The following is a 23,514-nucleotide window of genomic DNA, read 5'->3' as shown; positions in this document are numbered from 1 at the left end:
GCCGGATCAGCGCAGGCTGGCGCGGCCGAGCGAGACCAGCGAGCGGTTGGCGTAGATGTCATAGCCCTGCAGGTTGCCGCGCACGGCGCTGAACAGGGTGGGATAGGCGATATGGGCCGCCGGGCCCGAGCAACCGAGGATCTTTTGCGCGTCGCGATACGCCGCCTGCCGCGCTGGCTTGTCGAGTGTCGCGCGGCCCTTGTCGAGCAGCGCATCGAGCTCGGGGTTGCTGTACTTGAAGACGTTGGTCGATCCTCCCGTGCGGAACGCGCGGTAGAAATAGTCGTCGGGCTCGATGCTGCCGGCATTGGTCGAGGCGAAGAGGTCGAAATTCGAGTTGCGCCAGTCCTGTACGAACTGGCCTAGCTCGGGGTTCTTCAGCTCCACCTTGAAGCCGGCCTTGCCGAGCTGCTGCTGCACGACCTGGGCGATGTCGCGGATGTCCTGCCGCGGCAGGACCGTCATGTTGACCGAGATCGGCGTGGCGATGCCGGCTTCCTTGAGCAGTGCCTGGGCCTTGGCCGGATCATGCGTGTAGCAGGGCAGGTCCTTCACATCGACCGCCCAGTCCTTCAGCACGGGAGGCAGCGGGGCAGCCGGTGCACCGCTGCCGAACAGCGCTGCGTCGATGATCTCCTTGCGGTTCAGGGCGTAGTTCAGCGCCTCGCGCACCTTCGGATTGTCGAAGGGCGGCTTGGAGACGTTCATGCCGATCAGCGTGTAGGCGAGCTCCATCGTCTCGCGGATCGCCACATTGGGCTTGCCCTTGAGCTGAAGCGCGGTGGCTGCATCGATATGCGGCAGCAGCGCGAACTGGCCATTGCCGATTCCGACCTGGCGCGTGGCCGCTTCGGGAACGAAGTTGAACTTGACGCCTGCAAGCTTCACCTCGGCCGCATTCCAGTAGCCGGCATGCTTGGCGAGTCGGATGAAGCCGTTCGGCTGCCATTCCTCGAACTTGAACGGGCCGGTGCCCATCGGCGCGCGCTGCAGCGCGTCCTTGTTGCCCTCGAGCCCGCGTGGGACGATCGCGATGCCGGTCAATGATGCGAGCAGCGGGGCCGACGGCTCCTTGAGCTTGAGCTTGAGCGTGGTCGCGTCGACGGCCGTTGCGCTTTCCAGCGCTCCGAGGCGGCTCGCGAGCGGCGAGCCGACATCCTTCGAGAGCACCCGCCGCAAGGACGAGGCGGCGTCTTCCGCTTCCATCGGCTTGCCGTCATGGAAGGTCACGCCGGAGCGGAGCTTGAAGGTCACGGTCTTGCCGTCGGCGGACGCGGTCCAGGACTCGGCCAGGCCGGGGATGATGTTGAGGTCCTTGTCGAGCGCGGTCAGTCCTTCATAGATCGGGCCGAGCACGAGCTGCGACGAGGCGAAGGCTGTGACGATATGGGGATCGAGCCCTGCGGGAGAAGCCTCGACGGCGACCTCGAGCACCTGGGCGGACGCAGCACCGGCGATCAACGCGAAGGCCGTGGCAGCGATGCTGCTGCGCAGCGCGCGGCATCGTCCCGAACCCTGCTTCATGGCGCGATACATGGCCCATCCCTCCCGGCAGACGGCGCATTCTCGGGCGCTCGTGCGATCAGTTTCGCATATGGACCACTTAGGGACCAATCTGGACAACGCTTAGCCGATCGCCTAGAGCCAGTGCAAGCCTTGAAGCTTGCCATGGGCATTAGGGAACGGAAGATGCGCGATCTGGCCAAGCAGACACTGACCGCGATCGGCGTGATCAGCGGCACGTCGATGGACGCGATCGACGTCTCCATCGTCGAGAGCGATGGCCGCGAGACGCTCCGCTTCGGCGCCGGCGCTTCCTACCCTTATCCGGCACAGACGCGGCGTGAACTTCAGGCTCTGATTGCCGAGGCCGAACGAGCGGTCAAGGAACCGCTGCTCGAGCTGGAGGCGGCTGTCACCGCCGCCCATCTCGATGCGGTCAGGCGCTTCATGGCCGAACAGGCGCTCGATCCGCAGAGCATCGACCTCGTCGGCCTGCATGGCCAGACCGTCTACCACCGGCCGGAAATCCGCTTCACCCGCCAGCTCATCGACGGGCCGGCGGTTGCAAGAGCGCTTGGCGTCCCGACCGTCGATCGCTTCCGCTACGCCGACGTTGCGGCGGGCGGCGAGGGGGCTCCCTTCGCGCCGCTCTATCACCGTGCGCTGGCGCAGGGGCTGGAGCAGCCCGTGATGGTGCTGAACCTCGGTGGCGTCGGCAATGTCACCTATATCGACGGCGACGACGTGATCGCGTTCGACACCGGTCCGGCCAGCGCGATCCTTGACGATTTCGTCTTGCGGCGGTTGGGCCGTGAATACGATGCCGGCGGGGCACTGGCGGCGAGCGGGCAGATGCGTGAGGACCTCGTGGCAGATTTCATGGCGAATCCGTTTTTCGAACGCCCAGCGCCGAAATCTCTGGACCGCAATGATTTTCATCGCCGCGCCAAGGGCGTGGAAGCTCTCTCCGACGCCGATGGCGCCGCAACCCTCGCCGCCTTTACGGTGGAAAGCGTGGTCGCCGCGCTGCGTCATGTGCCGAAGGCGCCGAGGCGCTGGCTGGTCACGGGCGGCGGTCGCCTGAACAGTCATTTCATGGCGAGGCTGCATGAGCGCCTCGGTGTGCCGGTCGAGCCCGTAGAGGCTGCTGGCTGGGCTGGCGATGTCATCGAGGCGCAGACCTTCGGTTATCTCGCGATCCGCTCGGTCAAGGGCCTGCCGCTCAGCCTGCCCGGCACGACCGGCGTGCCGGAACCGCTGACCGGCGGGCGGCTCAACCTGCCGAGCTAGGCTCAGGACCTATTAATTAGGAATGATCTGTGATTCACGGTCTCTGACGAGGAGGCGGTGATGGATGATTTGTTCCTGCTGAGCGAGCCGCAGATGGCGCGGATTTCGCCGTACTTTCCGCTGTCGCACGGGGTCGCACGGGTCGACGACCGGCGCGTGGTAAGCGGGATCGTCTATGTGATCCGCAACGGCCTGCAATGGAAGGACGCGCCCAAAGGCTACGGCCCGCATAAGACGCTGTACAACCGCTTCATCCGCTGGAGCCGGCTCGGCGTGTTTGACCGGATATTCGCGGGCCTGGCCGGCGACGGACCGAAACCCGAGCGGATCATGATCGACGCCACGCATCTCAAGGCCCATCGCACGGCGGCGAGCCTGCTCAAAAAGGGGCTGTTCCCCGTCGTATCGGGCGCACCAAGGGCGGACTGAACTCCAAGCTCCACACCGTCTGCGACGGTGAAGGCCGCCCGATCATCCTGCTGCTCTCGGAAGGCCAGATGAGTGACCACAAGGGCGCAAGCCTCGTGCTCGACGCGCTGCCGCCCGCCAAGGCCCTGATCGCCGATCGCGGGTACGACAGCGCGACATTCCGCGAGGCGCTTCTCGCCAAGGGCATCGAGCCCTGCATCCCGTCGAGCCGGAGCCGCAAGATCCCCTTCGAATACAACAGGGTGCTCTACCGCCAGCGCCACAAGGTCGAGAACCTCTTCGCAAAGCTCAAGGACTGGCGGCGCATCGCAACCCGATACGATCGCTGCGCTCACACATTCTTCTCAGCCATCTGTATCGCGGCAGCCGTCATCTTCTGGATCTAAGCAATGAGTCCTGAGCCTAGCACTACTTTGGCAGATTTTTAGAATGGCTGGCGTTTTTGGGATTCCCGGGGCGCGATTTGCGTGATTCATAGGGGGTCGGCTTTCTGGAGGGCCGGCCATGGACGATACTTGGAAGTCCGATCTTGAGGGGTGGCTTTCGCCCTTTCTGGATGCTCTACGGCACAAGGTGCGGGCGAGGATGTGTCCGGCTTATGTGGCGGGGCTGATCGGCGCGGGAGATCGCAAGAGCATCCAGCCGATGGCGGCCCGCGACGGCGGTGTCGGCTACGACCAGCTTCATCACTTCATCGCCAGCGGTGTTTGGGACACCGTGCCGCTGGAGAAGGTCTTGCTCACCGAGGCGGACAGGATGGTCGGCGGCGCGGACGCCTGGCTGATCGTTGACGACACGGCTCTGCCGAAGAAGGGCGAGCGCTCGGTCGGTGTCGCGCCGCAATACGCCTCGGCCCTGGGCAAGAACGCGAACTGCCAGACACTGGTGTCGCTGACGCTGGCTTCCGGCGAGGTTCCGATCATGGTGGGGTTGCGGCTGTTCCTGCCCGAGAGCTGGACGAGCGATCCCACACGACTGGCCCGGGCCGGCGTGCCGGACGGTCATGGAGGCTACCGGACCAAGCCCGAGATCGCGCTCGCCGAGATCGATCGGGCGCGCACGGCCGGCCTGCGCTTCGGCTGTGTGCTGGCCGATGCCGGTTATGGCCTCTCTGCGCCGTTCCGTCAGGCTTTGAGCGAGCGTGGCCTCACCTGGGCCGTCGGCATAGGAGCGCGCCAGAAGGTCTATCCGGTCGACGTGGCTCTCGTCTTCCCCGTCTCCGGGCGCGGCCGCCCGCGCAAGAACCATGTGCCCGATGCGAAGTCGGTCTCGGCGGAGAAGACGCTGGCGGCGGCGCCCTGGCGCACGCTCAGCTGGCGGCGTGGGACCAAGGGGCTGCTGAAAGCCCGCTTCGCCGCCATGCGGATCAAGGTGGCCGACGGGCCGCCCCAGAGGATCGGCGACATGGGACAGCAGCATCTGCCGGGAGAAGAGGCCTGGCTGATCGGCGAACACCGCTCGAATGGAGAGCGCAAATATTACCTCTCGAACCTGCCCGCCGACACCTCGCTCAAGCGCCTGGCCGGCGCGATCAAGGCGCGCTGGATCTGCGAGCAGGCGCATCAGCAGTTGAAGGAGGAGCTCGGGCTCGACCACTTCGAGGGACGATCATGGACGGGGCTGCATCGGCACGCCCTCATGACCATGATCGCCTATGCCTTCCTTCAATCCCGGCGCCTCAAGCAGGCGAAGCGGGAAAAAAAGAATCCAGGGCCCGCCACCGCAGCCGACCCTGCCAAAGGTCCGCGCGGCCATCATCGCCAAGCTCGAACGGCCGCCGCCAACACGATGTCCGCATTGCCGCCGACAACTCAGTTCTAAAAATCTGCCAAAGTAGTGCTAGTCTTCGCGTCGGCGGCGCGCTTCGGGCAGCCAGCGCCGGGCCCCGCATCGCAGCATCCGCAATCCGACCTTTGGCGGCGCAGCCCAATGATGAATTGGCCCGCCGCGGCGCGATCGGCTGGCTTGCCTTGCCGTGAAGCGAGAATCGGGTCGGCGTGGTTGGTCCGACAACCGAGCAAAACGAGGGACGCTGGTCGAGGCCGCATGCCTTCCAGACGAAACAACTCTTCCCTGTCGGTTCCTCGCTTGCTACTGGGCTAAAGTGGACTTATTTTGGTCTGGTCACGAGGGGCTATCCATGGCGACTGAAGACGTCAGCGCGCGCTTTCGAGAACTTGATGCCTGGGGCGACCTCGACATCCTCAAGGCGCTTTACGAAGGCCAGCTTGCAGCGGTCGCCACCATCGCGTCGTCCTTGCCGGCGATTGCGGAAGCCGTTGCCGCGGCCGTGCCGCGCCTCGAGGCCGGTGGCCGCCTGATCTATGCAGGTGCCGGCACCTCGGGCCGCATCGGCGTGCAGGACGGCGCGGAACTGACCCCGACCTTCGACTGGCCGGAAGAGCGGTTGGCCTTCGCCATCGCTGGCGGCGACGAGGCGATCCTCCACGCCGTCGAGAATGCCGAGGATTCGGTTGATGACGGCGCGGGCGCGATGCGCCGCACCGATGTCGGGCCGAACGACGTCGTGATCGGTCTCGCTGCCAGCGGCCGCACGCCTTACACGCTCGCCGCCATCGGGGAAGCCAAGGCGCGTGGCGCCCTGACCATCGGCGTCGCCAATAACCGCGGCTCGGCACTGCTGCGCACGGCGGATCTCGGCATCCTCACCGAAACCGGGGAAGAGGTCGTTGCCGGCTCCACCCGGATGAAGGCCGGAACCGCCCAGAAGATCGTGCTCAACCTGTTCTCGACGCTGCTGATGATTCGTCTCGGCCGGGTCTATCGCGGCCTGATGGTCCATATGCGCGCGACCAATGCCAAGCTCCGGCTGCGGGCGGCGCAGATGGTCGAGATGATCACCGGATGCGGCATGGAGGCCGCCGCCCGCCATCTCGACCGCGCCGGCGGCGATGTGAAGCGCGCCGTGCTGCTTGCAAGCGGCGCCGAGGCTGCCTTGGCCGAGAGCTTGCTCGCTCGCCATCATGGCAATCTGCGCCTGGCCCTGTTCGATCTCGGCGTCGGGACGAACGGCCCGGCCAAGGCGCCTCCAAGGGCGGCCCGGTGAGCGAAACCTCACCCGGGCGCGGTCCGCGGCGTCCGCGCGAGGGCGCGTCCGACGCTGCCCCCGAAGCGATGCCGGCCAAGCAGCAGGCGATCCTTCAGGCGCTCGCCGGAGACGACCCGACGCCACGTTATCTCAGGCTCGCCGGCGCTCTGTCCCGGCTGATCGAGACCGAGGTCTTCCTTCCCGGCGATGCCGTTCCCTCCGAGCGCGACCTCGCCCAGCTGACCGGCTATGCCCGGGTCACCGTGCGCAATGCCATCGACGAGCTCATTCGCAGCGGCGCGTTGTCGCGACGGCATGGCTCGGGCACCTTCGTCGCCTCGCGTATGGAGCAGCCGCTCTCGGTCCTGGCGAGTTTCTCGACCGATATCGAGAACCGCGGCGGCCGGCCGGGCTCGATCTGGCTGTCGAAGGAGCTGGCGCGGCCGAAGCCGCAGGAATCGATGGCGCTGGGTCTCGGACCGAGCGACGCTGTCGTCCGGTTGATCCGGGTCAGAACGGCGGATGGAGAGCCGCTGGCGATCGAATGCGCCGTCGTGCCCGCCACCATCCTGCCGTCGCCGGATCTGATCGAAACCTCGCTCTACGCCGCGCTCGCGCAGAGGGGGGCAGCACCTGCCCATGGCGTGCAGCGCATCCATGCCGGCCTCGCGACGGCGGATGAGGCAAAGCATCTCGGCATTCCGGCAGGCAGCGCGCTGCTCAGGATCGAGCGCCGTGCGTTTCTCGGCAATGGCAAGCCGGTCGAGTTCACGCTCTCCGCCTATCGCGGCGATCGCTATGATTTTGTCGCGACCTTGAAGGGCGAAGCGATGGGGCCGCAATCGTGACACTGCAGGATCGAAACCCCTCCCGCATGTCAGCCGAGATCGCTGAAATCCCCGAGGCCGCGACGCGGCTTCTGCAGGAGGGGCAAGGCGAGATTGCGCGCGTCGCCGATGCGCTGCAGATGTCGCGCGTCAGCCATGTCGTCGTCAGCGGCCGGGGCAGTTCCGGCCATGCAGGCACGCATCTGCGCTATCTCATCGAGACCCGCCTGGGCTTGAGCTCTGCGGCGGCGGCCCCTTCGGTGGTGACGCGCTATGGCGCAAGCCCGCGTCTCAGGGAGGCGCTCTATATCCTGATCTCGCAGTCTGGCCGCAGCCCCGATCTGGTGGCGGCGGCCGAGCAGGCGACAGAGGCCGGGGCGCAAACGGTCGCCATCGTCAATGATCCCGATTCCCCTGCCGCTCGGGCCTGCCGCCATGTCATCCCGATCGCGGCAGGTCCCGAGCTCGCCGTGGCCGCAACAAAGACCGTTGTGAACACGATGCTGGCCGGCATGCTGCTGGTCGCGCGTCTGAGCAGGGACGCTGCGCTCGCGACATCTGCGCAATCGGCTCCCGAACGTCTTGCCCAGGCGCTCACCCTCGACTGGTCGGCCTGGGCGCGCCGGCTGTCCGATGCACCGGCGGGTTTCGTCATCGGGCGCGGTCTGACGCTGGGACCAGCGCGCGAGGCCGCGCTCAAGGCGGCCGAGGTCCTGGGCGTGCCCGTGCTGGCGTTCAGCTCGGCGGAAGTCCTGCACGGACCCAAGGCCGCGATCCGGAGCGAGCATCCGATCCTCGGCCTCAATGCCGGTGGTGAGGTTTCGGAGAGCATCGAGGAGGCCCTGGCGACGCTTCGTCACGAGGGGGCGTCGATCTTCTCGGGAAGCGGACTGYGGCCGACACTCCCGGGACTGGCAGCGGGCGACCCGGCGCTCGACGCGATCGCGCTGCTGGTGCCCGTCTATCGCGCGCTGGAAGCCGAGGCGGTGCGGCTTGGCCGCGATGTCGACCGTCCACCGGGGTTGGTCAAGGTCACGGAGACGCTGTGATGGCAGCGCGGCGGCAGGGCTGGCGTGCGCGGCGCCTGTTCGATGGCGAGCGGATCTGGCCGGATCGCCTCGTCATCGCCGAGGATGGGATCGTCACCGAGATGCTGCCGTCAAGCGCGCAGCCGCACTGCGTGATCGAGGAACTGCCGGATGACGGCGTGCTCGCGCCGGGCTTCATCGATGTTCAGGTCAATGGCGGTGGCGGCGTCATGCTGAACGATACACTGAGCTGCGACGGCATAGCTGCGATCAGCGCTGCCCATGCCCGCTTCGGCACGCGGTTCCTGCTGCCGACCCTCATCAGCGCCAGCAGGGCAGATATCGCGAAGGCCATCGCAGCCGCACGCGAAGCGATTGCGCGCGCTGTGCCGGGCGTTCTCGGCATTCACATCGAGGGCCCCTTCATCAATCCCGAACGTCGTGGCGCGCATCTGGTCGCCAATCTCCTGCGGCCCGAGCCGGAGGATGTCGATCTGTTGACGTCGCTCGGCGCCGCTGGCGTGACACTGGTGACGCTCGCGCCCGAATGCGTGCCTTCCGGCTTCATCCGCGCGCTGGTCGCGCGTGGCGTCAAGGTCTGCGCGGGCCATTCCAACGCGAGCGCGGCTGAGATGGCGGCGGCCCATGCCGAGGGCCTGAGCGGTGCCACCCATTTGTTCAACGCCATGTCGCAGCTCGGCTCGCGCGAGCCGGGCGTGGTCGGTTCCGTGATGTCGGGCATGGGGTTGACCGCGGGCATCATCGCGGACGGGCACCATGTCGCCTGGCCGTCCTTTCAGGCTGCGTTTCGCGCGATCGGGCCGGACAGGATGATGCTTGTCACCGACGCGATGGCGACGATCGGCGCCGACGGGGATGCCTTCGAACTCTTCGGCGAGACGATTCATGTCAGCGGCGGCCGGCTCGTCAATGCCGAGGGCCGCCTCGCAGGCGCTCATCTCGACATGAATGCCGCGATTCTCAATGCCTATCGGCACGGCGGCGCGACGCTTGAGCAGGCCTTGGCGATGGCGAGCGCAACGCCTGCGGCCTATCTCGGGCTATCCACCAGCCATGGCCGGATCGCGCCGGGGCGGCGGGCGGAATTCTCCGTGCTGCGCACCGGCGGCTAGTTCCGCAGAGCGGATATCGTATCCTGCCGGAGGGCTTGGCCTTCTGTGATCGCGTCGGCTTCCCCGACGATCGCAATCCGCTCTTCGGGCCGATGGTTGGCGCCATCGGCTCAGGTGAGCCTGTTCCTGAACATCCAGGCGGCGAAGGGCAGGGTCACGGCGGCAATGGCGACGAGCGCCAGCATCTCCGGCAAGAGCTGCCTGATTCCGGCACCCTCCAGATAGATTTGATGCGTGATGCTGATGGCGTAGCGCAGCGGGTTGATCAGGGTGAAGTACTGCAGGATCTCGGGCATGTTGCCGATCGGCGCCGTCAGGCCCGAGAGCAGCATGAACGGCATCAGCAGCACGAATGAGCCGATCATTGCCTGCTGCATATTGCCCGCGATGGACGAGATGAAGAGGCCGATCCCGACCGATGCCGAGAGGAACAGGAAGAGGCCGAGATAGAGCATCGCAAAACTGCCGGAGAACGGGATCTGGAACCAGAGTTGCGCCACCAGCAGAATCAGCGTCGACTGGGCGAGCCCGATCAGCATGGCGGGGACTGCCTTGCCGACCATGATCTCCGAGGGCCGGAACGGCGTCACCAGCAACTGATCGAATGTGCCTTCCTCGCGCTCTCGCGCCACCGACATCGCAGTCAGCATCATCGTCATCATCATGGTGATGGTGCCGATCAGGGCCGGAACCATGTACCAGCGCGTTTCGAGGGYGGGGTTGTACCAGGCCCGTGTGGTCATGCGAACGGGTGGGCCGGGCTGGCCGTGCGAACTCTGCCAGTCGGCTCCAAAGCCGGTGACGATCTGGCTGACATAGGTTTGGGCGGTACCCGCGGTGTTTGAGTTGCGCCCGTCGGCGATGACTTGCACGGCGGGCGCGGTCCCCGCCTGCAGACCGCGCTCGAAATCGTAGGGAATGGTGATCACCAGCAAGGCGCGCTGGTCGTTGATGATGTCGGCGATCTGGCGCTCGACGTCGAGCGTGGCGACCCGCGTGAAGGTGCCGGAACCGTCCAGGCGCGCGATCAGTGCGCGCGAGACGGCGCTTCGATCGTGGTCGAGCAGTGCATAGGACACGTTGTTGAGGTCATAGGTCGCGGCATAGCCGAAGATCAGGCACTGCAGGACCGGTGGGGCGATCAGGGAGATGCGGCTCTTCGGATCCTTCAGGATCGCGAGCAGTTCCTTGCGGATTAGGGCGAGGATGCGCAGCAGCGTGTCGAGCATGGCCCACCTCACACGATGGTCTTGCGCGTCGCGCGTATCGCAAGCGCGATCAGCACTGCGGCCATGACGGCCAGCACCGCAGCATTCGGCAGGATTACCGGCCAGATGTCCCCGGCGAGGAACAGGGTCTGCAGAACGCTGACGAAATAGCGCGCCGGGAAGATATGCGTGATCACCTGGATCGCGACCGGCATGCTGCGGATGTCGAACATGAAGCCGGACAGCATCATCGCCGGGAGAAAGGTGGCGATGATCGTGATCTGGCTCGCGACGAACTGGCTCTTGGTCAGTGAGGAGATCAACAGGCCGATGCCGAGCGCGACAATCAGATAGAGCATCGACACGGCAACGAGCAGCCCGAGCGAGCCTCTGATCGGCACGCCGAAGAGCAGCTTGGCACCAAGGATCGAGAGGGCGAGCCCGATCATGCCGAGGATGAAATAGGGCACGGTCTTGCCAAGCAGGATCTCGCCGGGACGCACGGGCGTGACGAACAGCGCCTCGAAGGTTCCGCGCTCCCATTCCCGCGCAACGACAAGCGCGGTCAGCAGCGCACCGATCAGCGTCATCACCAGCACGATCAGGCCGGGAACCAGGAAGTAGCTGCTGTTATTGGCATCGTTGAACCAGAGCCGGCTCTCGATCGAGACTGGCGGACCGGCGATGATGCGGCCCATCGCGGCCTCGCGCGCCATCCAGGTTGCAACGGCACCCTGAGCATRGCCGAGCGAGATGCGGGCGGTATTGGCGTCGGTGCCATGGACCAGCACCTGGATCTCGGCCGTGCCCTGCTCCATCCGGCGCGCGAAATCGGGCGGTATGCGGACAATGGCGTGGACGCGCTTGTCGAGCATCATCCGCTCGGCCTCGGCCATGGTCTTGACCTGCACCGCGTTGAAATAGTCGGAGAGTTCGAAACTCGACGCCGCGCCGCGCGCCTCGGCCGAGATGTCCTCCATGACGATCGCGACCGGGACGTTCTTGACGTCGAAGGAAAGCCCGTAGCCGAAGAGCACGAGCAGCAGCATCGGCATGATCACGCCGATCGCGATGCTGCTCGGGTCGCGCACGACCTGCCAGCCCTCCTTCCGGATCAGCGCCGCGATGCGGCGCAGCCTTGCCATTCCGCCGGTCTGTGAGGTCACGGCGGTCATGCTGCGGGCCTCTGCTCGGCACGCCCGTCACGCGACGTCTCGACGATGGCGATGAAGGCATCTTCCATCGTCGGTTGGCGTCCGTCCTGGGCCGTGGCATGGGCCCYGATCTCGGCCGGCGTGCCTTCTGCCAGGCTGCGTCCGGCATCGAGGATGATGATCCGGTCGCAATATTCTGCTTCCTCCATGAAATGCGTGGTCACGATCACGGTGACGCCCTGCTCGGAGAGCGCCGTGATCCGGCCCCAGAATTCGCGCCGCGCGATCGGATCGGCGCCGCTCGTCGCCTCATCGAGGAAGAGGATGTCCGGCTCGTGCAGCAGGGCGGTGCCCATCGCGAGGCGCTGCTTGAAGCCGCCCGGCAATTGCCCGCTCGGCAGCCGGGAGAAGGCATCGAGCTCGAATTGCTGCTTCGCCCAGGTGATCCGGTCCGCCTTGCGCCTCCCACGCAGCCCATAGGCACTGGCGAAGAAATCGAGATTCTCGTCGACGCTCAACTGGCCGTAGAGCGAGAATTTCTGGGCGACGTAGCCGAGCCTGCGCCGCGCCTCGGCACGAGATGTCCGCAAATCCGCGCCAGCGACACGCAGCGTGCCGTGCGAGGCTGGCAGCAGCCCGCAGAGCATCCGGAACGTGGTGCTCTTGCCGGCGCCGTTGGGGCCGAGAAGCCCGTAGATCTCGCCGCTCCGAACCTCGAAGCTGACATGATCGACAGCGGTGAAATCGCCGAAGGTGCGGACGAGGTCACGCACCTCGACCGCCATGGCGCCGGAACCCGGGGAGGTGGGCTGGTCGAGCGTCATGGCACTGCTGCGTGTGCGCTCGGCGACGGCAGCAAACAGCACCATGAACCCGTCCTCGAAACGTGGCGGCACGCGGCGATGCCGAAGCGTGCCGTCGCCGAGGGGCAGGGCGCCCGTTTCGCTCGGAGCTGCGAGCACGACGCGGACTTGCCCGGCTTCGGGCACGGCATCGATGACGCCGTCCTGCTGAAACAAGCGTGCCTGCAGCGAACGTGCCGGCATTCCCTTGGGCGTCTCGATGATGAAGGTGCGGCCTTCAGCTTTCGCCGTGATCTCGCTCGGCGTGCCCTGCGACAGCACCTTTCCGGCATGCATGACGACTGCATGGTCGCAGAGCTCGGCCTCGTCGAGATAGGAGGTGCTGACGATGACGGTGAGCCCATCCTCGCGCACCAGCTTGAGCACGATCGCCCAGAGCTCGCGCCGCGACAGTGGGTCGACGCCGACGGTCGGCTCGTCCAGCAGCAGTAGTTCGGGAGCACGGACGAGGGTGCAGGCGAGCCCCAGTTTCTGCTTCATGCCGCCGGACAGCTTCCCGGCCAGCCGCTCGCGAAAACGCCCGAGCTGGGTCATCTCGAAGAGGCGAGGGTAGATGTGCTCGCGTTGGTCGGCACCGACGCCGTGCAGATCGGCATAGAGATCGAGGTTCTCCTGGACGCTCAGATCCTCATAGAGCCCGAATTTCTGCGGCATGTAGCCGATGCGGTCCTGTACGGCCTGGGGATCGTCAGCGACGACAATGCCGAGAACGTCGAGCATACCCTCATCGGGTTTCATCAACCCGGCGATCAGCCGTAGCAATGTGGTCTTGCCGGCACCGTCGGGGCCGACGAGGGCGGTCAGCGTGCCTTCCCTGGCTTCGAAGGAGACATCGTCGAGTGCCTTGACGGTTTCGCCGGTGGCCCGGCGGAACGTCTTGTGGAGGGTCCGCGCCGTGACGGGTGAGACGGGCGCGGCGGGGGTCATGGCTTGGTCTTCCCGGTCTCGGGTACAGCAGCGCTGTTTGCGACCGCAGCCTCGGCTCCCGGCAACATCTTGATGGTGGCTGGCATGCCGAGGCGCAGCCTGTCCTGCGGGTCCTCGACGAAGACACGCATCTCGTAGACGAGGCTCGTGCGCAGATCCTCGGTCTGCACCGTTTTCGGGGTGAACTCGGCGACGGGTGAGATGAAGCCGATCYAGCCTTCGAGCGGCTGGTTCGGAAAGCTGTCCGTGGTGACCTGCATCCGCATGCCAGAGCGGACCTGTCCGAGCTTCGGCTCAGCCACATAGGTCCGCACCCATTTCGTGCCGGTCATGGCCAGTGAAAGCACCGGGCGGCTGGGCGAGGCCATCTCGCCGGGTTCCATCAGCCGCGAGCGAACCACGCCGTCGAAGGGAGCAAGCAGCTGCGCATCGACCAATTGGCGCCGGGCGAGCGCAAGCTGCGCCTGGTTGCCGCGGAGCTGTGCCTCTGCCTGCGCGATGTCCTCCGAGCGCGGGCCGGCGAGAGAAAGGTCGAGGGCGCTCTTTGCGACATCGAGCTTTGCCTTGGAGGTCTCGGCAAGAGCCTTGGCGGCATCGAGGTCCTGCTGGCTGACGGCATTCGCGGACAGGGCGCGCCGCCGCTCATATTGCGCGGCGGCGTTGACCGAATCCGCCCTGGCCGATTCCAGGTTGGCGCGGGCCTGGGCGATCTCCTCGGGGCGAGAGCCGTTGCGCAATCGATCGAGTGCGGCCTTCTGGGCCCCGACAATCGCTTCCATCTGGTCGATCTGCGGTTGCAGGCGGCTCGTATCCAGCTTCGCAAGGACCTGGCCGCTGCGAACGACATTGCCCTCCTCGACAAGGATCGCGGCGATGCGTTCGCTGCCGTTGAAGGCCAGCGAGGCCTGCCTGAGATCGACATTGCCGTAGAGGACCAACTCGGATGTCGCGGCGGGGCGGTGGCTAAACCACCAGGCGCCTGCGGCCCCCAAGAGGGCGATGACAGCCAGTATGCGCGGTGCCTTGCTCATGCCTTCAAGGATAGGCGCGTGGTGCAATATGTCAAATCTGAATTTAAATTCTATCTTTCAAATATTCTTGATCGGCGTTAAGCTCGGGTCATGAAACGAGCGATTCCTCAAAAACGACCCGGTCGCCGCGAGGACGGTGCGGCCACCAAGGCGCAGATTCTCGATGCGGCCGGAGAGGTCTTTGCGGAAAAGGGCTTTGATCGCGCCACCGGCAAGGAGATCGCCGAGCGGGCGGGCAGCAATTCTGCTGCCGTGAATTACTATTATGGCGGCATCGACGGGCTCTATGCCGAGGTGTTGGTCGAGGCGCATCGCCGCCTGCTGACCTATGATCGGCTGCTCAAGCTGGCAGAAGCCCCAGGGACTCCGGAGGACAAGCTTCGCACCCTCATTGGTCTCGTGGTCCGCACGATCATGGGGCCCGCCTCCTCGAGCTGGTCCTTGYGGGTCCTGAGCCGTGAGGTGCTGGCTCCAACACCCGCTTTCGCAGTGCTGCGGGATCGCGAGATTCTCCCGAAGAAGCGCATCGTCACCGGGATCGTCGGCGAAATCCTGGGAGTGCCGCATGATCACCCCGTCGTTGCCCGGTGCTGTCTCACTGTCATCGCCCCCTTCGTGGTGATGCTCGTCGGCAACCGCCAGGTCCTCGCGCAGGTCTTTCCCGACCTGGCGTCGGACCGGGGCGCTGTCGACGAGATGGTCGCCCATTTCCAGCGCTTCGCTTTCGGCGGCATCGCTGCCGTGGCAGCGGAACTCGATGCGCGGGAGGAAGCTCGTTCCGCCTGAGGTGATGTGCTGCCGATCAGGCTTGCATCCATCCGACCTCCAACCGTCGGATCCCGCGCCATTGCCTGTGGTCATCGCTAGACACCATCGTCGCATGACTGCCCGCTCCAAAGCTCCATCCGCTGAAGCGTGGAAATCCGAGCTTCTGTGATCTGCGTCATTGAGTGCGGCCCGGCGCAGGCGCAGAATTCTTGTGGCGGGGGGCTGAGAGTTCATGACCCATTCGGGAGGAACGATCATGCAAGCCCAGAGCCTCACGACACTGGCGGCCGGAACGAAATCCATCAGCGCCTCAGCCATCGAGGCGCTCGCCGCGCAGCTTCACGGAAGCGTGCTCGACGAGACTGATGCCGCATATGACGATGCACGCGCGATCTGGAATGGGATGGTCGATCGCAGACCTGGCCTGATCATACGCTGTGCGGTGGCTGCCGATGTCGTCAGCGCTGTGCGATTTGCGCGTGACAACGGACTATTGCTCTCTGTGCGTGGCGGCGGACACGGCATTGCCGGAAATGCCGTCTGCGATGGCGGCCTGATGATCGACCTGTCACCGATGAAATCGGTCCGAGTCGACGAAGCATCGCAGCGCGCCTGGGTCGAGCCGGGCGCTACCCTGGCCGATGTCGACAGGGAAACCCAGGAATTCGGATTGGCGGTGCCGACGGGCATCAATTCGACCACGGGCATTGCCGGCCTGACGCTGGGCGGCGGCTTCGGCTGGATCACGCGGAAGTTCGGGCTTACCCTGGACAACCTGCTGTCGGTCGAGGTGGTGACGGCTGACGGCGAGCTCAGGCGCGCTAGCCAGTCGGAAAATCCGGACCTGTTCTGGGCCCTGCGCGGCGGCGGCGGAAATTTCGGGGTGGCCACCGCGTTCGAATTTCGGCTTCACAAGCTTGGCCCCCAGGTTTTGGCTGGCCTTGTCGTGCATCCCTTCGATGATGCCGAGGCCGTCCTGAAGGAATATCGTCAGGCGCTCGAAGTGGCGCCCGACGAGTTGACCTGTTGGGTCGTGATGCGGCAGGCGCCGCCCCTGCCGTTCCTGCCGGCCGAGTGGCATGGCAAGGAAGTGCTGGTGCTCGCGATGTGCTATTGCGGCGACATCGCCGAAGGCGAAAAGGCAACCGCCAGGCTGCGTTCCATCGGAAAACCGATCGTCGACGTGGTGGGGCCGGCGCCTTTCGCGACGTGGCAACAGGCTTTCGATCCTCTGCTCACAGCCGGTGCCCGCAACTACTGGAAGAGCCACGACTTCACCGAGCTCTCGGACGCGGCGATCAGGATCCTGATTGGCGCGGTGCGTCGCCTCCCGGGGCCGGAATGCGAGATCTTCATCGGCCATGTCGGTGGGGCGGCCGGCCGCGTTGCGGCGGATGCGACCGCCTTTCCGCAGCGCAGCTCCCATTTCGTCATGAATGTTCATGCGCGCTGGCGCGAACAGGGCATGGATCAGGCCTGCATCGCCTGGGCGCGCGCGCTCTTTGATGCCGCAAGGCCGTATTCAGCTGGAACGGCCTATATCAACTTCATGCCGGCAGACGAGATGGACCGCGTCCAGGCGGCTTACGGAGGCAGTTACCATCGCCTTGCCGAGCTGAAGCGGCGCTACGACCCGATGAACCTGTTTCGCATGAACCAGAATGTGAAGCCGACGGCGAGTTCGCAGGCCGCCTGAGCCCAGCTGCCTGAGCAGTTAGGACGAGGTTGGATGGCTGGCCCAGGCCGCAGGGATCGACGCGTATTGTGTCCCTGCGGGCTGGTGCGTCTCCATGGCTTAATGAGACTCTCCGCCGGCGCCGGGCCGGCTCTCCAAAGCGTGCCTTAGGTCCTAGGCGCAATGCGGCAAGCTGGAGCGCCGCTGGATCAGGTCGTCCTTGGCGAAGAGCTCGGCCAGCCAGTCGACGAAGACACGCACCTTGTTGCTGAGATGACGGTTCGGTGGGTAGACGATGTGCAGCGGCTTGGGGGTCGAGCACCAATTCGTCAGCAGCGGTACGAGCCGGCCGGCGGCGATATCCTCCTGCACCATGAAGGTTGGTGCCTGAACGATGCCGAGCCCCGCCAGCGCGGCAGCGACGTAACCAGCACCTTCGTTCAGCGATACGACGAAACGTCCCCTGATCTCGTGGCTTTCCTTACCGTCGGCATAGGTGAAGGGGGCTGTGCGACTGGTCCCGGCATAGCGGTAGCCGACGATGAAATGATCGCCCTCGAGGTCGGTCGGATGCTGGGGCTCGCCATGGCGCTGGACATAGGAGGGGGAGGCGCAGGTCACGAGATACATCTCGCCGATGCGCCGGGCGATCAGGCTCTGGTCCGTGAGCTCGCCGGCCCGGACGGCGCAATCGAGATTTTCCGCCAGCAGATCGGCAGGTCGGTCACTGAGGCCGAGGTCGAGCTGGATGTCGGGATAGCGCGCATGGAATTCAGGCAGGTTCGGGATGATGACGCGCATGGCCAGCGGCGCGCTGACGTCGACGCGCAGGCGCCCGCTCGGCCTGGCCTGTGACGAGGCCATGCTGCCGTCGAGCTCGTCGATTTCGTTCAGGACCCTGAGCGCGCGCTCGTAATAGGCCGCCCCGTCCATCGTCACCGTCACGCGCCGTGTGGTGCGGTTGAGGAGTTTGGCGTGGAGATGCGACTCAAGCTGCTGGATCTGCTTGGTCACCGTCGGCTTGGGGATGTCGAGCAGATCGGCAGCACGGGTGAAGGTGCCGGCTTCGACGACGCGGACAAAGGCGCGCATGGCGCTGAGCTGGTCCATGGCTTTTTCTAACAGGTCGCTTCTTCGATTGTTTCCATATGGAAATAATGAATGAGCTTTACGGGTATTTATTGCCGAAACACGATGGTCTAAATCAGGTTGCATTGCAACAGAAGCCGCCGGGACACGCCATGTCCGCTCAAACCGCCACCCTCGATCGCCCCATCTCCGTCACATGGCGGGACGAGGTGATCGCTGCCAAGCCAGTCTCGCTGGCAGCGCGTGTGTTCATCCCGGCAGAGCTCAACCGCAACACAGCGCTCGTCATGCACCTGCATGGCGGCACCTTCAACGAGGGCTCGCTGGCAAGCGGAGAGGCGGTCGCGACGATCCTGGCTCGCGCCGGTGCCGCTGTCGTTTCGGTCGATTATCCGCTCGCGCCAATGCACCGTTTCCCCGATGTGCTGGAGGCCGTATTTGGTGGCTTGCTGGCGCTCTACAAGGCGCGCAGCCGCTGGGTCGCGAAAAGCGCCCCATTCTACGTCGCTGGCGAAGAAGCCGGCGGCAACCTGGCCGCGGCTCTCGCCATGATGGCGCGGGACCGGCAGGGACCGCCGCTCGCCGGGCAGATCCTGCTCTCGCCGATGCTGGATTCCTGCCTTGGGACCTATTCGCTGCGCGAGGCCGATGCCGGTCCGGTGGGATGTCGCTGGGCCGATGGCTGGCACGACTATCTGGGTTCGCCTGACAAGGCGGCTCATCCCTATGCCGCGCCGCTCAACGCCTCCCGGCTTGCCGGGCTGGCTCCTGCCCTGCTGATCACGGCGGAGGATGATCCGCTGCGTGACGAATGCGCGAGCTATGCCTGTCGGCTGCAGGAAGCGGGTGTCGCGGTCAGTCGCTACGTGCAGACTGCGCCAACCAATTGGCCCGGTGCCTATGCCGAGGCTCCCAAGGAAGGTTCCTGCCTCTGCCTGGCATGTGACCATGTAACCGAGTTCTTCAAATCCACCGCGCCGTCCTGATCGGGGCCAACGCGACCAACTCGATCCTCTCTTCTCTCGCAAGGAATGAACCCATGATTCAGGGAACGATCCGTCATGGCCTGCTGGGCGGAAGCCTGGCCGCCACCATCTCTCTCGCCGCCGTCCTGCTTGTGATGAACGGCTCCGACAAGGCCCAGAGCGATACCGCTCCGGCGGCCGCGCAGGCGACCCCGGTTTTGGTCGCGCTCGTCGAGCAGCGTGAGCTGACCAACTGGGCCGAGTTCTCCGGCCGCCTGGAGGCGATCGAACGCGTCGATGTGCGCTCGCGCGTCGCCGGCGTCGTCGAGGCCGTGCACTTCAAGCAGGGCAACCTCGTCAAGCAGGGCGACCTGCTGATCAGCATCGACCAGGCGCCCTATCTCGCCGAGTTCGAACGCGCCCAGGCCCAGGTCCTGGCTGCCGAAGCCCGGGTGGCGCTTGCCGCCAACGAGCATGAGCGCGGTCAGAAGCTGATGACGACGCAGAACGTGTCGCAGCGCGATCTCGACGCCCGTCTGAATGCTCTTCGTGAAGCGCAGGCCAATCACCGCGCGGCCCAGGCGGCCCTGCAGACAGCGCGGCTGAACCTCGACTACACCCAGATCAGGGCGCCGATCAGTGGCCGGATCGGGCGGCTCGAGGTCACTGTCGGCAATCTCGTCGCAGCCGGGGCGGGGGCTTCGCTGATGACGACACTGGTCTCGGTCGATCCGATCTATGCCAGCTTCAATGCCGACGAGAACACGGTGCTGAGGGCTCTCGGCTCGCTGCCGGCCTCGGATGGTCCGCGTGCGCTGGAGCGCATCCCGGTTCAGATGGGCACGGCGACGCAGGACGGCACTCCGATCAACGGCAGGCTGCAATTCGTCGACAACAGTGTCGATGTCGGCAGCGGCACCGTTCGGGTGCGGGCGATCTTCGACAATCCCGATGGCACGCTGATGCCGGGCCAGTTCGTGCGCCTGCGCATGGGCCAGGCCCGGACCGAGCCTGCGCTGGTGATCAATGAGCGCGCGATCGGCACCGACCAGAACAAGAAGTTCGTCTTCGTCGTCGGCGAGGACCTCAAGGCGAGCTGGCGTGAAGTGACGCTTGGCTCGGCCAATGAGGGGCTGCGCATCGTCACCGCCGGGCTCAAGCCGGGCGAAAAAATCGTCGTCAACGGCCTGCAGCGCATTCGTCCGGGCGCAGCTGTCGCTCCCGAGCAGGTGCCGATGGCCGAGAAGTCAGAGCTGCGCCGGGTGGCCGGTGCAGGACCCACGGAAATCGCCCAGCGCTGAGCTGGGACGCCTATCAGAACTCGGGTGCTGACGACGTCGCGTGATGGCGCCCGTCGTCAGGCCTGAGGCGCCCGAAGGGGGCATCTCATKAATCTCTCCAAGTTCTTCATCGATCGCCCGATCTTCGCGGGCGTGCTGTCGGTTCTCATCCTGGTCGCCGGCCTGCTCTCGCTGCGTGTGCTGCCGATCTCGGAATATCCCGAAGTCGTGCCGCCGACCGTGGTGGTGCGCGCGCAATACCCGGGCGCCAATCCTCGCGTCATCGCCGAAACCGTGGCCACGCCGATCGAGGAGCAGATCAACGGCGTCGAGGGCATGCTCTACATGTCCAGCCAGGCGACGACCGACGGCGTGATGACGCTGAACGTCACCTTCAAGCTCGGCACCGATCCCGACAAGGCACAGCAGCTCGTGCAGAACCGCGTCTCGCAGGCGGAGCCCCGCTTGCCGGAAGAGGTGCGGCGCCTCGGCGTCACCACGATCAAGAGCTCGCCGGATTTGACGATGGTGGTGCACATCACCTCGCCGAACGATCGCTACGACATGACCTATCTGCGCAACTACGCAGTCCTGAACGTCAAGGACAGGCTGGCGCGCATCGACGGCGTCGGCCAGGTCCAGCTCTTCGGCTCGGGCGACTATTCGCTCCGCGTCTGGCTCGATCCGCAGAAGGTCTCCGAGCACGGGCTCTCGCCGAGCGACGTCGTGCGCGAGATCCGCGCGCAGAACGTCCAGGCTGCTGCCGGCGTCATCGGCGCCTCCCCGAACGCCCCGGGCCTCGATCTCCAGCTCTCGGTCAATGCCCAGGGGCGCCTTCAGAATGAGGAGGAGTTCGGCGAGATCATCATCCGCACCAGCCCGACCGGGGCTGTGACGCGGCTGAAGGATGTCGCGCGCATCGAACTCGGCGCGGCCGACTATGCCCTGCGCTCGCTGCTCGACAACAAGTCGGCGGTCGCGGTGCCGATCTTCCAGGCGCCGGGCTCGAATGCCATCGCCATCGCCGACAACGTCCAGGCGGTGATGCGCGAGATCAAGCAGAACATGCCGGAAGGCGTGGACTACGCGATCGTCTACGACACGACCCAGTTCGTGCGCGCCTCGATCAAGGCCGTCATCACCACGCTGCTCGAGGCCATCGCGCTGGTCGTGCTCGTCGTCATCGTCTTCCTGCAGACTTGGCGGGCCTCGATCATCCCGCTGGTCGCCGTGCCGGTCTCGGTCATCGGCACCTTCGCCGTGATGTATCTCTTCGGCTTCTCGATCAACGCGCTCAGCCTGTTCGGCCTCGTGCTCGCCATCGGCATCGTCGTCGACGACGCCATTGTCGTGGTCGAGAATGTCGAGCGCAATATCGAGCAGGGGCTGGAGCCCCGCCAGGCGACCTACAAGGCGATGCGCGAGGTCTCCGGCCCGATCATCGCGATCGCGCTGGTGCTGGTCGCGGTTTTCGTGCCGCTCGCCTTCATCAGCGGCTTGACCGGCCAGTTCTATCGCCAGTTCGCGCTGACCATCGCGATCTCGACGGTGATCTCGGCGATCAACTCGCTGACGCTGTCGCCGGCGCTGGCAGCCCTGTTGCTGCGTTCGCACCACGCCCCGAAGGATGCGCTGACCCGCGTCATGGACAAGCTGTTCGGCTGGTTCTTTCGTGGCTTCAACCGCTTCTTCAATCGCAGCTCTCAGGCCTATGGCGGCGGCGTGCGCCGCATCCTGACCCGCAAGACGGCGATGATGGCGGTCTATCTCGTGCTCGTCGGCCTGACGGTCGTGCTGTTCCGCACTGTCCCGGGCGGCTTCGTGCCCGGCCAGGACAAGCAGTATCTCGTCGGCTTCGCGCAACTGCCCGACGCCGCCACGCTCGACCGCACCGAGGACGTCATCCGCAAGATGGGCGAGATCGCCCTGAAGCATCCCGGCGTCCAGAGTGCGGTGTCCTTTCCCGGCCTCTCGATCAACGGCTTCACCAACTCGTCGAATGCCGGCATCGTCTTCGTGACGCTGAAGCCCTTCGAGCAGCGCAAGGACCCCTCGCTCAACGGCGCCGCGATCGCCATGCAGCTCAACAAGGAGTTCGCCGGCATCAAGGAGGCATTCATCGCGATGTTCCCGCCGCCGCCGGTGCAGGGGCTCGGTACGATCGGTGGCTTCAAGCTGCAGATCGAGGACCGCGCCGGCCTTGGCTACAAGGCGCTCGATGAAGCGACCAAGGCCTTCATGGCCAAGGCTGCGACGGCGCCCGAACTCGCCGGCATGTTCTCGAGCTTCCAGGTGAATGTTCCGCAGCTCTATGCCGATATCGACCGCACCAAGGCCCGCCAGCTCGGCGTGCCGGTGACCGATGTCTTCGAGACGCTGCAGATCTATCTCGGCTCGTCCTATGTCAACGATTTCAACAAGTTCGGGCGTACCTACACCGTCCGCGTCCAGGCTGATGCGCCCTTCCGGGCCTATCAGGAGGATATCGGCAAGCTCCGGGTCCGTTCGACCTCAGGCGAGATGGTGCCGCTGAGCGCTGTGCTGAACGTGCGTGCCGATGCCGGGCCGGAACGGGCGATGCGCTATAACGGCTTCCTGGCCGCCGACATCAATGCCGGTCCGGCACCCGGCTTCTCGTCGGGGCAGGCTCAGGCGGCGGCGGAGCGCATTGCCAACGAGACGCTGCCGAAGGGCTTTGCCTTCGAATGGACGGACCTGACCTATCAGGAGATCCTGGCGGGCAACTCTTCGCTGATCGTCTTCCCGATCGCGATCCTGCTCGTCTTCCTGGTGCTGGCGGCCCAGTATGAGAGCCTGACGCTGCCGATCGCGATCATCCTGATCATCCCGATGGGCCTGCTTGCCGCCATGGCTGGCATCTGGTGGAGCGGCGGCGACAACAACGTCTTCACCCAGATCGGTCTCGTCGTGCTGGTCGGGCTATCTGCGAAGAACGCGATCCTGATCGTCGAGTTCGCCCGCGAACTGGAGTTCGAGGGCAAGACGCCGGTCGAGGCCGCGATCGAAGCCAGCCGTCTGCGCCTGCGTCCGATCCTGATGACCTCGCTCGCCTTCATCATGGGCGTGGTCCCGCTGGTGATCTCGACCGGTGCCGGCGCCGAGATGCGTCAGGCGATGGGCATCGCGGTCTTCGCCGGCATGATCGGCGTCACCGCCTTCGGCATCTTCCTGACTCCGGTCTTCTACGTGCTGATGCGGKCCCTGACCGGAAACAAGCCGCTGAAGCATGTCGAGGCGGAAGCGGAACTGGCGCAAGCCGCCTGACCGGGGCACA

At 65.5% G+C, this 23,514-nt stretch carries 18 protein-coding genes; 12 read left to right on the top strand and 6 right to left on the bottom strand.

Annotation, left to right across the window (positions count from 1 at the left end; genetic code table 11):
- Nucleotides 1-6: 6 nt before the first annotated feature.
- Nucleotides 7-1,536 carry an ABC transporter substrate-binding protein gene (locus AC1DRP_RS03380; protein ID WP_476767799.1) on the bottom strand — a complete coding sequence of 510 codons (1,530 nt, stop codon included), beginning with the start codon at nt 1,534-1,536 and terminating at the stop codon, nt 7-9.
- A gap of 153 nt (nt 1,537-1,689) precedes the next feature.
- Here AC1DRP_RS03380 and AC1DRP_RS03375 point away from each other — a divergent pair, with 153 nt between their 5' ends.
- The 7 genes from AC1DRP_RS03375 to nagA all read left to right on the top strand — a co-directional run bounded on the left by AC1DRP_RS03375 (nt 1,690) and on the right by nagA (nt 9,259).
- Nucleotides 1,690-2,793, top strand: a complete 1,104-nt coding sequence (locus AC1DRP_RS03375) for an anhydro-N-acetylmuramic acid kinase (RefSeq protein ID WP_476767798.1) — start codon at nt 1,690-1,692, stop codon at nt 2,791-2,793.
- Between the two features lie 60 nt (nt 2,794-2,853).
- A protein-coding gene (locus AC1DRP_RS03370; RefSeq protein WP_476767797.1) for an IS5 family transposase occupies nt 2,854-3,608 on the top strand; the annotation gives its coding sequence in 2 pieces (ribosomal slippage) (nt 2,854-3,187 and nt 3,187-3,608; 756 coding nt in all).
- 118 nt (nt 3,609-3,726) lie between these two features.
- The gene (locus AC1DRP_RS03365; protein ID WP_476767796.1) at nt 3,727-5,043 is read left to right on the top strand and encodes an IS701 family transposase; all 1,317 of its coding nucleotides are present in this window, start codon (nt 3,727-3,729) and stop codon (nt 5,041-5,043) included.
- Nucleotides 5,044-5,362: 319 nt separating this feature from the next.
- Nucleotides 5,363-6,289 carry an N-acetylmuramic acid 6-phosphate etherase gene (locus tag AC1DRP_RS03360; protein WP_441507257.1) on the top strand — a complete coding sequence of 309 codons (927 nt, stop codon included), beginning with the start codon at nt 5,363-5,365 and terminating at the stop codon, nt 6,287-6,289.
- The gene (locus tag AC1DRP_RS03355; protein ID WP_441507256.1) at nt 6,286-7,119 is read left to right on the top strand and encodes a GntR family transcriptional regulator; all 834 of its coding nucleotides are present in this window, start codon (nt 6,286-6,288) and stop codon (nt 7,117-7,119) included. Before AC1DRP_RS03360 ends, AC1DRP_RS03355 begins: the two co-directional genes overlap by 4 nt.
- A gap of 26 nt (nt 7,120-7,145) precedes the next feature.
- A complete protein-coding gene (locus tag AC1DRP_RS03350) occupies nt 7,146-8,147 on the top strand; it encodes an SIS domain-containing protein (protein WP_476767795.1) in 1,002 nt (333 codons plus the stop codon).
- On the top strand, nt 8,147-9,259 hold the full coding sequence (gene nagA, locus AC1DRP_RS03345; protein ID WP_441507254.1) for an N-acetylglucosamine-6-phosphate deacetylase: 1,113 nt from the start codon (nt 8,147-8,149) through the stop codon (nt 9,257-9,259). The genes AC1DRP_RS03350 and nagA overlap by 1 nt, the downstream gene beginning before the upstream one ends.
- A gap of 110 nt (nt 9,260-9,369) precedes the next feature.
- Here nagA and AC1DRP_RS03340 read toward each other — a convergent pair whose 3' ends face one another.
- From AC1DRP_RS03340 to AC1DRP_RS03325, 4 genes are read right to left on the bottom strand one after another with little or no spacing between them, the layout of a single operon-like run.
- On the bottom strand, nt 9,370-10,488 hold the full coding sequence (locus AC1DRP_RS03340) for an ABC transporter permease (RefSeq protein WP_476767794.1): 1,119 nt from the start codon (nt 10,486-10,488) through the stop codon (nt 9,370-9,372).
- Nucleotides 10,489-10,496: 8 nt separating this feature from the next.
- A complete protein-coding gene (locus AC1DRP_RS03335; protein ID WP_476767793.1) occupies nt 10,497-11,642 on the bottom strand; it encodes an ABC transporter permease in 1,146 nt (381 codons plus the stop codon).
- The gene (locus AC1DRP_RS03330; RefSeq protein ID WP_476767792.1) at nt 11,639-13,411 is read right to left on the bottom strand and encodes an ATP-binding cassette domain-containing protein; all 1,773 of its coding nucleotides are present in this window, start codon (nt 13,409-13,411) and stop codon (nt 11,639-11,641) included. Before AC1DRP_RS03330 ends, AC1DRP_RS03335 begins: the two co-directional genes overlap by 4 nt.
- Entirely contained in the window at nt 13,408-14,442 is a 1,035-nt protein-coding gene (locus tag AC1DRP_RS03325; protein ID WP_476767791.1) for an HlyD family secretion protein, read from the bottom strand. Before AC1DRP_RS03325 ends, AC1DRP_RS03330 begins: the two co-directional genes overlap by 4 nt.
- Nucleotides 14,443-14,532: 90 nt before the next feature.
- Here AC1DRP_RS03325 and AC1DRP_RS03320 point away from each other — a divergent pair, with 90 nt between their 5' ends.
- Together AC1DRP_RS03320 and AC1DRP_RS03315 are read left to right on the top strand one after the other, a co-directional pair.
- Nucleotides 14,533-15,228, top strand: a complete 696-nt coding sequence (locus AC1DRP_RS03320) for a TetR/AcrR family transcriptional regulator (protein ID WP_476767790.1) — start codon at nt 14,533-14,535, stop codon at nt 15,226-15,228.
- A gap of 238 nt (nt 15,229-15,466) precedes the next feature.
- A complete protein-coding gene (locus AC1DRP_RS03315; protein ID WP_441507251.1) occupies nt 15,467-16,906 on the top strand; it encodes an FAD-binding oxidoreductase in 1,440 nt (479 codons plus the stop codon).
- 153 nt (nt 16,907-17,059) lie between these two features.
- Here the strand turns inward: AC1DRP_RS03315 and AC1DRP_RS03310 are convergent, their stop codons facing one another.
- On the bottom strand, nt 17,060-17,995 hold the full coding sequence (locus AC1DRP_RS03310) for a LysR family transcriptional regulator (protein WP_441490176.1): 936 nt from the start codon (nt 17,993-17,995) through the stop codon (nt 17,060-17,062).
- A 131-nt stretch (nt 17,996-18,126) separates the two neighbouring features.
- Between AC1DRP_RS03310 and AC1DRP_RS03305 the strand changes: the two genes are divergently transcribed.
- The 3 genes from AC1DRP_RS03305 (at nt 18,127) to AC1DRP_RS03295 (ending at nt 23,504) form a co-directional block, all read left to right on the top strand.
- Entirely contained in the window at nt 18,127-18,960 is an 834-nt protein-coding gene (locus tag AC1DRP_RS03305) for an alpha/beta hydrolase fold domain-containing protein (protein WP_441490175.1), read from the top strand.
- A gap of 53 nt (nt 18,961-19,013) precedes the next feature.
- Nucleotides 19,014-20,240 carry an efflux RND transporter periplasmic adaptor subunit gene (locus AC1DRP_RS03300; RefSeq protein WP_476767789.1) on the top strand — a complete coding sequence of 409 codons (1,227 nt, stop codon included), beginning with the start codon at nt 19,014-19,016 and terminating at the stop codon, nt 20,238-20,240.
- Nucleotides 20,241-20,327: 87 nt separating this feature from the next.
- Nucleotides 20,328-23,504: an efflux RND transporter permease subunit gene (locus tag AC1DRP_RS03295; RefSeq protein WP_476767808.1), complete on the top strand. Its 3,177-nt coding sequence runs from the start codon at nt 20,328-20,330 to the stop codon at nt 23,502-23,504.
- Nucleotides 23,505-23,514 lie beyond the last annotated feature (10 nt).

The organism is Allobosea sp. 01N443, assembly GCF_056399325.1.
This window is presented reverse-complemented; position numbering and strand designations above follow the sequence as displayed.

Excerpts from the sequence above, each read along its gene's own strand:
- AC1DRP_RS03310 (WP_441490176.1), bottom strand. The coding sequence starts at position 17,995 with ATGGACCAGCTCAGCGCCATGCGCGCCTTTGTCCGCGTCGTCGAAGCC.
- AC1DRP_RS03360 (WP_441507257.1), top strand. The coding sequence starts at position 5,363 with ATGGCGACTGAAGACGTCAGCGCGCGCTTTCGAGAACTTGATGCCTGG.
- AC1DRP_RS03365 (WP_476767796.1), top strand. The coding sequence starts at position 3,727 with ATGGACGATACTTGGAAGTCCGATCTTGAGGGGTGGCTTTCGCCCTTT.
- AC1DRP_RS03305 (WP_441490175.1), top strand. The coding sequence starts at position 18,127 with ATGTCCGCTCAAACCGCCACCCTCGATCGCCCCATCTCCGTCACATGG.
- AC1DRP_RS03315 (WP_441507251.1), top strand. The coding sequence starts at position 15,467 with ATGCAAGCCCAGAGCCTCACGACACTGGCGGCCGGAACGAAATCCATC.
- AC1DRP_RS03380 (WP_476767799.1), bottom strand. The coding sequence starts at position 1,536 with ATGTATCGCGCCATGAAGCAGGGTTCGGGACGATGCCGCGCGCTGCGC.
- AC1DRP_RS03300 (WP_476767789.1), top strand. The coding sequence starts at position 19,014 with ATGATTCAGGGAACGATCCGTCATGGCCTGCTGGGCGGAAGCCTGGCC.
- nagA (WP_441507254.1), top strand. The coding sequence starts at position 8,147 with ATGGCAGCGCGGCGGCAGGGCTGGCGTGCGCGGCGCCTGTTCGATGGC.
- AC1DRP_RS03375 (WP_476767798.1), top strand. The coding sequence starts at position 1,690 with ATGCGCGATCTGGCCAAGCAGACACTGACCGCGATCGGCGTGATCAGC.